Below are 14057 nucleotides of genomic sequence, written 5' to 3'. Positions count from 1 at the left end.
TTAGACGTTATTGGTCATTTCACTAATGCTATCCTTAAAATTGTAGTAAATGTAAACTTCTTTCACTTTTGTTAGCTTATCCTCCGAAACAATGATTCTACTAACAAGCTTTTCCACTAACTCTCTTTCAAACAATTGAAAATTTATAAGCTTACCTATTTGATCCTTGTAATGTTCATAAGTATTATTAATGCACTCCAGTTTTTCATTTAAATTCTCTAACTCTTTCTTCCTTAAGATGAGAGCATCCTGTTTTTTTTGTATATCACTAACGATATTTTCAAAGTTTCTCTGGTTGATTAATTCATTGAGTTTGTCATCATATACCTTTTGAAATTTTCTATCTAACTTCTTAAGTTCCTTTTTAATTTTTTCAAGCTCATTAAAACTGCTAGCTTTACTTTGCTTCTGTTCAGTTAGGGCTTTGCATATTTTATCCTCATCAGTAAATTGTGCTACATATCTACGTAGGTCCTGAACAATAATTTTATTTAAAACTTCTTCTTTTATAGAGTGTGCACTACATCTTCCGCCGCCTTTCTGAGAATTGGTGCATTTATACCCATTATAATTTTTCCTATACGACATTGAACCGTGACACTCATTACACTTTAATACTGTAGAATATGCGTGTTTAGTATCTCCTTTATATCTATATTTCTGACTTCGTTTCTTAATAGAATCCTGTACTTCTTCAAAAATATCTTTTTCAATAATCCCCTTAAACTCTCCGCCATTTATCCACTCATTCACTTCAGTGGGTTTAACAGTTTTGACCTTATAGCTGATTTTTTTCCATCGTTGCTGCATCATTATTCCACCATATTTAGGATTTGTTAGTATGCTCTTTATAGTTCCATTACACCAAATTCCAAACTTTGAATTTGTATAGGTAACTGTTTTTTTTGATGGTGGTGGAATCTTTTTACTATTTAAATATGTTGCTATCCTTCCGTAGCCCCAACCATTCAAAAATAACTTAAAAATTTCTCTAACAACTTCAGTAGTTTCATCATCGGCAGGTACAAGCGTTATTGTCTTATTATCACCTTCATAAATTACTTCAAATTTATATCCATATGGCGGTCTGCTAGCAATACTTGATCCTCTTATCATTCTTTGTTTTAATGCATCTCTAACTTTTTTGGAGCAATCCTTAATATAATATTCATTTAAAATGTTTTTAAAAGGTATTATATCATTTATCTCTTCAAAGTTATCAACATTATCCAGAGTACAGACAAATCTAATCTGATTAACAATAAAATAATTTTCAATATAGTAGCCAGCGTCTATATAATTTCTTGCAAATCTTGATAGATCCCTTGTCAAAACCATATTTATCTTTTTGGCTTCAATATCTTCTATCATTCTATTAAAGTCTTTTCTGTCAAAGTTAGAGCCAGTGAAACCTTTGTCCTCATATATCTCGACTAAGTTATAAAATGAAGTAGTATCCTCTTTAGCTTTTTCCGATAACCACTTCTTAAGGCTTTGAACTTGTGCTGGCATAGATTCTTCCTGTTCTTTTTTGTCTGTTGATACTCTTGCGTAAATCGCTACATTCCATATTTTCATATTTTATAGTCACCTCACTAAACCTTAGTGGATGGTGATTGTGTGATATCATCATTATAGCATTTCTCCTTTATACTTTTATATGGTAGTTCTTGGCTCCCAATAGTAGCCTTAATCAATTCCTCGAATAGCTTCTCAAATTCTTCTTGTCCGTAGTAAATATGAATTTCTATTATCTCCTTGGACATAACGGCTCCTTCCATTTGAATTTTTATTATTTTACATTAATAGAACTACCGTTAATCAATTTCTCAACTATCGTTTTTTACTTTTCTTCACTTTTGTTTGAATTCTTTTTATACCACCTACCTCCAATAACATTTAATGCTTTACTTGATTAAATGCCTAGTATAAATTTAATATATAAGCAAAACTATCTTAGGTATAAATTTTAAATTTGACTTTACTTTTTTAAAAATCTATATATTTGCATTGTAACTGAATATGTAAACCATACTATAATTTAACAATATGCTTTTTATTAGCTTTTCATTATACTTTTATTTTTTCTTATCTTTTGCCCCATAACGGAATAACATATATTTTAAAGTCCTTGGTATACTTAATGAATTTATCTCTCATTAAGAATTGTGTTTTATTATTTTTGAGCTTTTGTTTAAGTCGGTGCTTTAATTAAATGTTATTTATTTTGATGCTCCAATAAATTGTATTTCTAATTTCTTATGTTCATTAAAATCCCTTGTCTCTTAAAGAATAGAAAGCAAAAAATGCGAAGAAAAATAAATACCGACACAACCTAAACTAAAGTTCTGCCTATAATTTATATCCTTCACATTTAAAATGCTTATATTTAGTTCCACTAACAATTTACATCCACATAATATTTGAACACTATGACAATTGAAAACCAACTTGAAAATTAATATCCACATCAGGAAATAACTATGCCCTGTTAAATCAAAATTTATAATGCAACCTCATTATACCATAATAATACAATTAAGTAAACATAACCCTTTAAAAATTTAATTTTTACTATTATAAAATTTATATTTTATTTAATAGAGGAGTTTTTAGGAATCAAAATATAAATAAATTTCAATACTACCAAAAAATTTTCTAACAATAAAAGGAAAGGATCTTGCCTATAAGCTAATCCTTTCCTTATACTTTTTTAAAGTTGCTATATAGTATTAAAGTATTTTATTTTTAATGCTTGTTAGCTTTTGAGATTACAGCTTTCCGGCCAACTAGTTCGTAGATATTTTACTTATAGATTTTAAGAATTCTGGCTAAACCTCGTATACTCTTACAGCTTGTCTCAAAAGTCATTGTATTTCTCCTAGGTTTTTTTAAAATCTCTCGAGTCCTATAATTTTGCCAACAATTCTGCCATGAAAATTGCATGACCTACTAATTAAGAATCATGTTCAAGTATTAATATTAACAACATTACTTTATATGAAATCACTAATAATTCAATTATAGCAATACTTTTACCCATCAATTAATAACTCTATTTAAGAAAGAAAAATAATAAAAAACTTCTTTCACGTTTGCAAACTAATATTAATTACTTATTTAGTTAGGCTAACTATGTTCTATCTATTTCTTATTTTTTTGTGTTATCCTTTAATATGTCTACATATATTCAAATTACATTCACAATAAATTACTGTACTTCAATTTTATATTATCATCTCCTTTAAACGCTTTGTTTATATATGCTATATTTTGAAGTGACAGATTTATAATCTCCTGAAACTCTTTATTTTTATCATTTGATAAAATCAAATGCTTTTCAAGTGAATATTGGATAATCTCAACGTATATTTTTATTAGTAAAATTAAATAAATGGTCTTTTCACGACACTCTTTTCCTGAACGGTTAAGTACTTTTACGCCGCTAGATTCTTCACGCAAGTAATCTTTTATTATCTTAGGATCAATATGTGCCTCACGTGAAAAAATGGAATATAGCTCTGGATATCTATCATTAATCTTTTTAATATATTTAATTGTCTTGGTAACACTTTTATCTTTTATATTATTTATATGTGTTTGTTCTACAGCGTAACATGACCAACATAATTGTTCATAAATTAATCTAAATACTGTTGATACTTCCATATAATAACCATTTCTTAGAAGTATAACAGAACTTTGAAATGTAGCTTTCAGTCTAATCATAGCTACAAGAAAACAATGGTTTCCAATGTTCTTGTTTGTAAGATAATTATCAAATCTACATAACAACTCAGCACAAAATGAAGATATTTTTACTATGCTATCTTGTATGATGTCTATGGAGTTAGTTTGATTGTCCCTAATATAATAGTTCAAATCTAATGAGTCTAATACAGTTCTAGCATTTTTAAATTCTAGGTCTTTCTCCTTATATAATAATATAGCCGCATCAATATGCTTTCGAAACTCTGGCGAACTATTTGTAGGCAAACTATATCCTATACCCTCAAACAAATACGGTTTTAGCATGTAAATCGTATCTTCAACTGACTCAGAATACTTATTTATTTCCTCTATAATCTCTTCATTGCTCATAAATATCCCCCATTTCTTAAGTTTTTATAATAAAATTTAGTAATAGCATACCAAATTTTATGTAACATTACAGTATATATCTTTGATCTTAATTCATCTTCCCATGTAATTTTATTATCATTACGACTTTTAGCATTAACTTTATCTCATAGTGAGATATTTAATGGTACAATAAACGTGCCCGTGCTTTTAGGACTGTAGATTTCACTGAAAGTTAGTTCTTCAAGCATATTTATTTTCCTCATCTTATTTGATAATGCTCATTCCTGTATACCTCAAACAAATCTAATGATAAAAAGCTATAAACTTACATTTATTTAAGGCCACATAATATTAAAAGGGCTAATTATTATATCTAAATCTAGTAAATTTCTCTTATCTCCTTTAAGATTAGCTAAATGTTGTACATATGTATATTTGTATTTTAACAACACTTTTAAAATCTCATTTAATTCATCATAATGAGACATTTCAAACAAAACTATATTTATTATGTTATTTACTATTAATAGTAGACTTGAAGCTAACCCCGAAATAGTCAAATCAAAAGCGGCACCATGAAAAATTCTATTTCTAGTCCTATACATTCTCACTAATTGATAATCTATTTCAGCACGGAATCTCTCTATATATTTCTGAATTCTATCCGATTTAGAGAAATCCTCTCTTAGCTTAATTAACCTATATTCAAGTAACTGAGATACAATCTTTATTTGTTCTATGAGTATATTGTATAAAGCTTCATTTCTTACAAGTTCTATAAACTTTTCTTTATTAGCTTTATCAATATATTCGGCTAAAGACTCCGGTATCGTCACCCTACATCTTATTATATTATCAATAAAATCTCTAATTATTAGGCTAATATGTCCTATTGCTATGCACTTAGGTATATATCTACAACAGACCCTATTAAGCTTGCAAGGCTTCCACTTGCCTTAACTAGCTTTTCTAATGCTATCCATAAATTTAAAAACTTATGTTCAATATTATTAGACTCTTTAATCAAACGAAAATATCTAAAAGCACTCTTTATTTTATTCTTGGAATTTTCAGTTACATCAGTCGAATTAATAATTGTGAAAATCATTCTATCTACATTATCTAATTTTGAATCATCATTTTTAGAATTTCCAGTTAGCATAATTTCAGAATTACAGATGCTTTCAAATCCACTTCTTGCAATAACCAAACATTTATTACCTACTGTAATAATATTAGTACTCTTACTTAAACCAAAGCTTACCAAATCAAGTGCTGTACTTAACTTTGATCTCGCGATCATTGCAGCAGAATCAGCATCTACTGCACTTATGCACGCTTTCCCAAATTTTTTATTTGCTTGTTCTGTAGCAAAACTTGAAAATTTTTTATTTACCTCAGCATCTATCTTGTCCAGAAACCATACATCTAACACTTTTTCTGGGATATGTTCAATAATATTAGATGTTATACTAAAATAAACAGTATACTCTTCAGAATTACCTCTTAAGCTTCTAACCATTAAATTTAAACTTGTAATGAAGGGCTGAATTCCATATAATCTTTTACTAATATAGTTGACATAAACTTATGAATAGCCTCTTTGCACAACTTCTGTTGCCAAAAATTAGTATACCATTGAATATTTTCATAATTTTCTTGCTCTATTTCTCTAACTAGGCCCTCGACTAAATTATCATAATATGTATTCTTCATTTTTTCTATTATTGATGATAATAATATCTTAACCTTTGTAAATTCGGATTCAGCTGTATTGTTGACCGCTAATGCACCTATAATATGAGCCATTGAAGAATAAAACTTTGTATCCTTTAATATCCTATCAACTTCAGTCAATTTGATTGCTTCCGCTGAAACAAGCTTTATATTACTACTGTCCCAGGTACCTTCTTCTACACGACAAATTACCTCAAACAATTCTTCAAGAATCGTCCTAGAGTTCATTGATTTTACTCGATATATATCTATTGTAAAATCATCAAATAACTCAGTCCATAAATATGTAAAAGACCTTTCTCCATTTGTTCTTTCACTTGCAAAAGTTATGCATCTCATTAAACTTTATCCCACTAAATATTTGACATTTTTGAAAACTAAGTGTACAATAATTTTAAATCAAAGCATAATATTATTGAAATAGTAGGAAACTAGATTACGAGCATGAGTTCTTAGAGAACCAGCAAATAGTCGATGTTTCCTTTAATTATCACTTTTAATAGACTCATCCTAACATATTATTGTATTTAAAACAATTCAATGACTCCATAAAAAAAGAGTACTCAATACTAACTATTCAGTACTCTAAAGTTAATTTTCCGTCCTTTCAGACATTCTTAAAAAATCACTATGCCAACCTAATCTACCAGAAACTATTCCTCCATATAATCTAATATTTGTGCATTAAGTTCTGCCTTAGTTGTTCTCCAATCGGGCAAAAACTTATTCATGTAGCCTGTAAATATCTTGTTATGCTTCTTCTCTAACAAATGAACCAATTCATGAACAATAACATACTCAAGGCACTGAGGGGATTTTTTTACTAGCTGCAGATTAAGCCAAATACGCTTAGCTTCCGCGTTACATGTCCCCCACTTAGTTTTCATCTTCTTAACTCCCCATTCATTAACAGAAACACCGATAATTTTTTGCCATTTTTCTAATAGCTTTGGGATTTCTTTTTTTAGATTATCTCGATACCAAGCGTTTAACACATTTGCACGTTGTTCTGTTGAACTTTCTTCTCGCACTTGAAGAACAAGCCTGTCTCCATGAATTTTTATATCATTACGTATATTAGAGTAAACCACTTCAAGCCTATATCTTCTGCCCCATAAGTAAACACTTTCACCTGAGACATATTCACGCTCTGTCTGTCTTGGCTGATTATTAAACTTTTCTTGCTGCTGTTTTATCCAGCCGATTTTTGTGATAAGAAATACCCTAATAGCTTCATCATTCATATTTTGTGGTGCTGAAACTCTTACTCTGCCACTAGGTGGTAACACCGACAAATGCAAATTCTTTATATTTTTCTTTTGTACTTCTATTTCTATATTATTAATTGTTAAGCTCTCCACTTAATATTCTCCTTGGTTTTCAGCTATTTTGAAAATCTTTTCTAACCTATCTCCATCTTCGCCAATATATGAATAAATTATTCCCCTTATTCTTCTTGACTTGCTTGGGTCTCCTCTCCATCCATCTTGTCCATCTGTTATAATTGAGTTGTGAATCTTTTTAGCCAATTCTTCATTATGGTCCAAATTATCATATAAAGCCATTAATGCCTTTGATTTTCTTATATCTTCCGGATAATTTGTATCATTCTCCTGCTTGTGAACTTTTTTAGTAAGCTCTACTATTTGCTTAAGATACTCTTCATAACTAACAGCAGCTCTTTTTCGCAGTTCCACCAGTTCTTTTAAGAGCTGAGACATTTTTTCAAAGTACTTAGGGTTTGTTTCTGTTTTTTCTATTATCTTTCTTCTAACGTTATTCTCAATAGTTTCAGCTGCTGCCTCTTTATTCTTTTTTATACCTTCTGGTAATTCATCTACAAAGTCTACTCCACGGTTTACAATAACCTCTATAAGTGACATGTCCTCTAGGGCAGATACTCTTCTGCTTTCCTCAGCACTAATGTAGGTATCAATTAAATGTCTCATATCTGGCTCATATTTTTTGAGGTCAATGTAATCACCACTGGCATGTTTTATTTCATCTCTAAGTTTTATATAACTTTCAACTTCTTTCTTTATAGCTACTGCTTGTACTGAAGTATATCCAACAGCTTCATCAGTAATCTCTGGTGCAATTTCTGCATAAGCCCGTATTAATGAAGCTGTCAGTTTATACAAAGCTACTCTCTTAGGCTCATTATTTTTTAATTCTTCCAAATCCTCTGCATTAATCCCGCAGAAGTATCTTTGACATTCAAGTGTTCCTTTAGGCGGTGCTATTGGTTCGCAAAGAGCTCTTAAGCCTTCAAGAAGCTCTTCCAGATGTTCTTTGGCCTCTTTAAGCCTATCCTTAAGAAGCCCCTTTACATCATCCTTATCATAAGCATCAAAAGCTTCAGAGGTATAATCTTCAACAGCTTTTTCAAGCTTTTTAAATAAGTCTTTATAATCTATGATATATCCATATTCCTTATCTTCACTGTCAAGTCTATTAACACGGCATATAGCCTGAAACAATCCATGGTCCCTCATGGATTTATCAATATAAAGATAAGTAGCTGATGGAGCATCAAATCCCGTTAATAGCTTATCAACAACTATTAATAATTTCATTTGCGCTGGTTCATTTATAAACTTATCTTTAACTTCCTTCTCAAAAGTAGCTGAATCTTTACCACCAAGCATCTTCTGATATATCTCATACTTTTCCAGCTTTTCTGTCTCGCTGTCAGTATCAACAGATTCTCCTTTAATATCAGATATATTAGGATTATAAGAAGTTATAATAGCACACTTTTTAAGTCCCATATCCTGAAACAACTCGTAGTACTTACAGGCTTCATATATGCTGCCTGCTACAAGCATGGCGTTTCCTCTGCCATTTTGCAACCTATCCTTCGTTGAAATATCGAAATATATATCACTTGCAATTTTACTTAAGCGTGACTTTGAGCTAAAAATCTTTTGCATGGTTCCCCACCGCTGTTTCAACTGTGCTTTAGCTACATCTGTCAGACCCTTTGTTTTAATCTCAAACCACTGATCTATCTTTTCCTGGGATACAATATTCTGATCTACATCTCTTGCCTCATAGCGTAAATCTAATACTACCTTATCCTTAACTGCTTCATCAAATTTATAGGTATGAATATATGTTCCAAAAATCTCTATACTGGACTGTTTATCCTTTTGAATTAAAGGCGTACCTGTAAAACCAATAAATACAGAATTAGGCAGTATAGCTTTCATGGCCTTGTGTAACTTACCAGACTGTGTTCTATGACATTCATCAACAAAGACATACACATCACCTTTTGCTCTAAAATCTTTAGGCAAACTATCTTTTATTTCATCTATATAGCTTTCATAATCTTTATCGGTAAGCTCTCCGCCGCGCCTGCCAAACTTATGAACAAGAGAACAAATCATAACAGGAGTAGCTTCATTCAATTTATTGATTAAATCCCTACCGCTTTTAGTCCTATAAATAGATTCACCTACACCCATAAATACCTTTTCTATCTGCTCGTCTAATTCCTCTCTGTCAGTAATAACTAGAATACGAGAATCCTTTTTATTTTCTTTAATCCATTTAGCCAGCCATACCATGGTTAGGCTTTTTCCTGAACCTTGAGTGTGCCAGATTATACCGCCCTCACGTGACTTTAATCTTTCCTGTGCTGCTTTTACTCCAAAGTACTGATTAGGACGGCAAGCTTTTTTGATTCCTCTATCAAATACTATAAAATCATATAGTATTTCAAGAAATCTATTTTGCTCACATATGCTTATTATATTTTTATCCAGCTTGTAATCTACTGTGTCACAAAGGGTTCGTATATGCTTTGAAATTTTATCTTCTGCATCCTTATCTTCTTTCCAGGAAAGGTAATACTTTTCTTTAGTCTCTATAACCCCATAGGCTATGCCTTCGCTGTCATTACCGGCCATTATTAACCCCATGGTGGCGAAAAACTGTCTTATAAAATTTTCCTTTTGGTTATCAATATTTTGCCTAATACCTTCACTTACAGATACAGTACTTCTCTTAAGCTCCAAAACTCCAAGAGCAATACCATTTACATATAATACAATATCAGGTCGTTTTGAATGGCTTCCTTCAACAGTTACCTCTTCAGCGATGTAAAAATCATTTTTCCAAACCTCTTTCCAGTTAATTAACATAACTGTCTTAGGTGCTTCTCCAGGATTTTCACGAACCTTTACCCCATATCGCAGTGCAGAATAAACCTCTTTATTTAGGTCATACAAAGATAACTGCTGATTAGAAGCATTATTTACAAATTCATTAATTGCCTTTGTTATAAGCACAGGGGAATACCCTGCATTCTTAAGATGTTTTTTAAGGTATTCCTCTTCTACATTACTATTTTTTCTTTCTTCCCAATTACCTAAATAGCTATACCCCAACTTATCAATAAAAAGTTTAACTACTCTTTCCTGTGTTATTCTTTCTATTTCCCCCACATTCATATTAAATCAATCTCCTTTTACCAGTAAGAAGTTCCTGCATCATTGCTTGTTTTAAGGTTTTGTATTTGTCGAGTTTTTGAGTTAGTTTATTTATTTCATTGTCCATGTCAGTAAGAATTTGGGCTATAGCTGTTTGCTCTTTAATGGTTGGTGGGATTGTTATTGTAATTTTTTTCATAACATCATTCATTAGCTTAGGATTAGCTAAATTTTTAGACACAAATTTACCTGTCTCTAACTCAAGTCTTTTCGCAACAAAATAGTGATTTCCGTGTAGTAGTTTAATTGTCCCACACACATTAGTGCAGTTAAATTTACCTTTCCTATAGAATACTGTTCCTGCATTTACACCATCAGTTGTCCATGTAATATACTCTCCATCGAAATCATAACTGTCAATATATCCCATTATTCCATTACTTGTTGTTTGTGATGAATACACAGGATACTTTTTTAGTAATGAATTAGATATTTCCTTATGACTTATTACCCTTCCTCTGGAAACAACTGCAATCTCCTCAACGATTTTCGTTTCCCACTCCCCACTAAATCCATTAAGTCTTTTTCTACCCCTAAGCAGTTCCTGCATTACTCCTTGCCTAATATTCTTCTTTTTATCAATTAACTTTGTTAGTGAGTTAATTAGTTCATCAATATCGGATAAAGCAGTAGATATAGCAGTTTGTTCAGCTCTCTTTGATGGCACGGGTATTGAAAGTTCCAGTATCTTTGTTACAGATAAACCTGGTTGTGCTGATGATTCCGAATACTGATTTAAATTCATATCAATCAACATATACGATAGCCATTCAATATCTATTTCTGGATTTGGAGTTACAACAACTGCATGTTCTGATGCAAAAAAAGTTCCTTCAACATACTGAACATTTCCACATAAAGCTCCTTGTCGTCCAATTAGAGCGTACCTTCCATTATGAGTAAACCTAGATGTATATCCTCTTAGACCATTTCCCCCATAACAAGGATACTCACCAGATTCATCAATATCCTTGGCAGTAATACTTACTCCACTTTTCATATTAGTTATTTGCTTTAATTTTCTTACTTTCCATTCCTCTGGAATTACACCAACTTCAGTTTTCTTATATCCTTCAAGCACATTTTCTACCATGCAAACCCCATCCTCTCCAAATGAGATTTTACTTTAGCTTCAAGTTCTTCAACCTCATCATTGTACTCCAATAATGTAGTTTCATATCTTTCTGCCAATTCAATTATACGGCTTGCAAGGTTATGAGATACTGCAGAATATATAGCCTCAATACCTTCAAATATGCTCTTGTTCCACTTTAAATCAACTACAAGATGTTCTATCTCTTCAACTGTAAGTATCTTATATTTATCCTTTACTTTCTTATCAAGAGCTTCCTTAGCTTCTTTTATTTTTTTATTATATGCAGCTTCTTCCTCTAATAACTTTTCATATTGTTGCAATACTGCCAGTTCCTCATCGTTGCTTTTTTCTTTTTTAAGTTCCTTAATTCTTGCCTTCAAGTCTGCTGGCTTTATTTTTTCGTCAACTATAACTTCACTTAATAGCCCCTCTTCTCCGCTGTATTCTTCATAAAGTTCTTCATAGTTTCTTACCACTTCATCTTTCTTAGCTTCTAAATCATCTATGGCGGTTTGTTCTGACTTAAAGTACTCAGAAATAATAAGCGTTTTGGAAATAATTCTTCCTTCAAAGCCCTTTTCCTTTGGTTTACCCTTTTTAGGAGTGGTGTATTCTATATCTATCTCTCTTCCAGCTTCCCAGCCATCATAACAAATTGCATAAACATCATCCTGCATTATATCTCCCCAGTAGGTAAGAAGCTGTTGATAAACATCATAGTTATCAATAAGAGATACCTCAGAGAATATTTCAAGTATTTGTTCACCAATATCATTTATTAATTTCTTTGGATTATCTCCAATTTTAAGATTTTTTAACTTTTCTTTATTTGAATCTATCCAATTATTAGCAGCCGAGTGTACCTTTTTCCCATAATTCACAAATTCATCATGCTCAAAAATTGTACTCCTTATATCATCCTTTAATACATTGAGCTTTAAGAACCCTGGTCTTTCGCATTCTGAAAACAAAACAGTTTTAAGTGATGGATAAACAGACCAAAACATTTCAAGCTTTTCAATATCCTCTGCTGGAATACCGCCTTTAAGATGTGCTTCAATGTTTTGAACATCCTCAGGCCCGCTGCTATCTATATAACGAGGTATATTAAGATTGTAGTCATTGTCTATTTTTATTTCATCATTAGGCACTAATCTTGAATACTTTGGCACTTCTAATTGTTTGGTGAACACATCAACAATTTTGTGTATATCCTGTTCTCTAAGTCTGTTTTTATTTCCATCCTTAATAAAGCCCTTGCTTGCATCTATCATAAATATGCCCTTTCGAGAAGAAGCATTTTCTTTATCAAGAACTATGATACATGCCGGTATTCCTGTTCCATAAAAAAGGTTGGCAGGAAGACCTATTATCCCTTTTATATAGCCATGATCAATAATATTTTTTCTTATGGCTGCTTCCACATTGCCTCTGAATAAAACACCATGGGGAAGGATTATTGCTCCTTTTCCAGTACTTTTCATAGACTTAACTAAATGAAGTAACCAGGCATAATCACCATTTTTTTCTGGTGGTAACCCATAGTCTGTAAATCTGCTATATACATCACTAGATGGATTAAAACCTAACCCCCATGCTTTTAGGGAAAAGGGCGGATTTGCTACAACATAATCAAAACGCTTAAGCTCATTGCTGTTTTGGTCTCCTTCTTTAAAGAAGGGATGTGCCAGTGTGTTTTCTCTGGCTATTGTACCAGTAGCCTTGTTATGAAGTACCAAGTTCATTTTTGCTAGACCTGCTGTTGGTACATCTTTTTCCTGGCCATAAATTGTTATATTTACTGATGCCTCATCTGCTGCACGAATAAGTAATGAACCTGAGCCGCATGCCGGGTCGTAAAGAGTTTGTGAAGAACTAGTTGCATTTGCTATACCTATAACCTTAGCCATTACTCTTGAAACTTCAGCAGGTGTATAAAATTGTCCCTTGCTCTTTCCGGACTCTGTTGCAAAATTCTGCATCAGGTATTCGTAGGCGTCTCCTAATATATCGTCTCCACCGGCTCTATTACTTTTGAAGTCAAGTTTAGGATTCTGGAATATTCCAATAAGCTCTGTAAGCTTATCTACCATTTCCTGACCTTTACCTATCTTTTCTTCATCATTAAACTGAGCAACATCAATAACACCCTTAAGGTTGTTTGCTTCTGCCAGTTTTGAAATTATTTTATCTATTTCTTCTCCGATATTTGATTTGTTTTTAGCAGCCACCATATCATCAAAGCTTCCGCCTTCTGGTACTATAATTTCTGCAAATCTATCTCCCTTATATCTATCAGTTACATACTTTACGAATAGTAATGTTAATATATAATCCTTATACAGAGATGCATCCATTCCACCTCTAAGCTTATCGCAGCTTTCCCATAGGGAGCTGTATAGTTCACTCTTTTTAATTGCCATTTTTGCACTTCTCCTTTTAAATTTACTTACTTTAAAGTTTAATATCAATCTCTATATTACGCTATGTAAAAACGTTATAAAAACATCTTAATTTACATAACTTCAAACTTCATATCTGTTCAGGAAGTTTAACCTTAGTTCAACCTAGATATTCTACCTTTTTTAGCTATATAGATACCTTCTTGCTATTTTTGTTTGATATTATTTTTCTCCTACTCAACA

At 31.7% G+C, this 14057-nt stretch carries 10 protein-coding genes; all 10 read right to left on the bottom strand.

Going from position 1 to position 14057, the window contains the following annotated elements; translation table 11 throughout:
• The 10 genes from bsdE14_RS13365 to bsdE14_RS13320 all read right to left on the bottom strand — a co-directional run bounded on the left by bsdE14_RS13365 (nt 1) and on the right by bsdE14_RS13320 (nt 13835).
• Nucleotides 1-1578 carry a recombinase family protein gene (locus bsdE14_RS13365; protein WP_264850454.1) on the bottom strand — a complete coding sequence of 526 codons (1578 nt, stop codon included), beginning with the start codon at nt 1576-1578 and terminating at the stop codon, nt 1-3.
• Nucleotides 1579-1595: 17 nt separating this feature from the next.
• Entirely contained in the window at nt 1596-1766 is a 171-nt protein-coding gene (locus bsdE14_RS13360) for a hypothetical protein (RefSeq protein ID WP_264850453.1), read from the bottom strand.
• Between the two features lie 1435 nt (nt 1767-3201).
• A complete protein-coding gene (locus bsdE14_RS13355) occupies nt 3202-4101 on the bottom strand; it encodes a hypothetical protein (protein ID WP_264850451.1) in 900 nt (299 codons plus the stop codon).
• Between the two features lie 317 nt (nt 4102-4418).
• Nucleotides 4419-4919, bottom strand: a complete 501-nt coding sequence (locus bsdE14_RS13350; RefSeq protein ID WP_264850450.1) for a hypothetical protein — start codon at nt 4917-4919, stop codon at nt 4419-4421.
• A gap of 59 nt (nt 4920-4978) precedes the next feature.
• The gene (locus bsdE14_RS13345) at nt 4979-5605 is read right to left on the bottom strand and encodes a hypothetical protein (RefSeq protein WP_264850449.1); all 627 of its coding nucleotides are present in this window, start codon (nt 5603-5605) and stop codon (nt 4979-4981) included.
• 5 nt (nt 5606-5610) lie between these two features.
• Nucleotides 5611-6159, bottom strand: a complete 549-nt coding sequence (locus bsdE14_RS13340; protein ID WP_264850448.1) for a hypothetical protein — start codon at nt 6157-6159, stop codon at nt 5611-5613.
• A gap of 314 nt (nt 6160-6473) precedes the next feature.
• Nucleotides 6474-7181 (bottom strand): M48 family metallopeptidase, encoded by a 708-nt coding sequence (locus tag bsdE14_RS13335; RefSeq protein WP_264850447.1) that lies wholly within the window; start codon nt 7179-7181, stop codon nt 6474-6476.
• Entirely contained in the window at nt 7182-10277 is a 3096-nt protein-coding gene (locus tag bsdE14_RS13330) for a type I restriction endonuclease subunit R (protein ID WP_264850445.1), read from the bottom strand.
• A gap of 1 nt (nt 10278) precedes the next feature.
• A complete protein-coding gene (locus bsdE14_RS13325; protein ID WP_264850444.1) occupies nt 10279-11409 on the bottom strand; it encodes a restriction endonuclease subunit S in 1131 nt (376 codons plus the stop codon).
• Nucleotides 11403-13835, bottom strand: coding sequence for a type I restriction-modification system subunit M (locus bsdE14_RS13320; protein ID WP_264850443.1), 2433 nt, complete (start codon nt 13833-13835; stop codon nt 11403-11405). The genes bsdE14_RS13325 and bsdE14_RS13320 overlap by 7 nt, the downstream gene beginning before the upstream one ends.
• Nucleotides 13836-14057: the final 222 nt, after the last annotated feature.

Source organism: Clostridium omnivorum (assembly GCF_026012015.1).
Classification (GTDB): domain Bacteria; phylum Bacillota; class Clostridia; order Clostridiales; family Clostridiaceae; genus Clostridium_AX; species Clostridium_AX omnivorum.
Note: the sequence above shows the minus strand (reverse complement) of the source record. Positions and strands in the feature narration are given on the sequence as shown.

What these genes read in the sequence shown, in the direction of transcription:
- bsdE14_RS13365 (WP_264850454.1), bottom strand. Translation starts at nt 1,578, where the DNA reads ATGAAAATATGGAATGTAGCGATTTACGCAAGAGTATCAACAGACAAA.
- bsdE14_RS13360 (WP_264850453.1), bottom strand. Translation starts at nt 1,766, where the DNA reads ATGTCCAAGGAGATAATAGAAATTCATATTTACTACGGACAAGAAGAA.
- bsdE14_RS13355 (WP_264850451.1), bottom strand. Translation starts at nt 4,101, where the DNA reads ATGAGCAATGAAGAGATTATAGAGGAAATAAATAAGTATTCTGAGTCA.
- bsdE14_RS13345 (WP_264850449.1), bottom strand. Translation starts at nt 5,605, where the DNA reads ATGGTTAGAAGCTTAAGAGGTAATTCTGAAGAGTATACTGTTTATTTT.
- bsdE14_RS13340 (WP_264850448.1), bottom strand. Translation starts at nt 6,159, where the DNA reads ATGAGATGCATAACTTTTGCAAGTGAAAGAACAAATGGAGAAAGGTCT.
- bsdE14_RS13330 (WP_264850445.1), bottom strand. Translation starts at nt 10,277, where the DNA reads ATGAATGTGGGGGAAATAGAAAGAATAACACAGGAAAGAGTAGTTAAA.
- bsdE14_RS13325 (WP_264850444.1), bottom strand. Translation starts at nt 11,409, where the DNA reads ATGGTAGAAAATGTGCTTGAAGGATATAAGAAAACTGAAGTTGGTGTA.
- bsdE14_RS13320 (WP_264850443.1), bottom strand. Translation starts at nt 13,835, where the DNA reads ATGGCAATTAAAAAGAGTGAACTATACAGCTCCCTATGGGAAAGCTGC.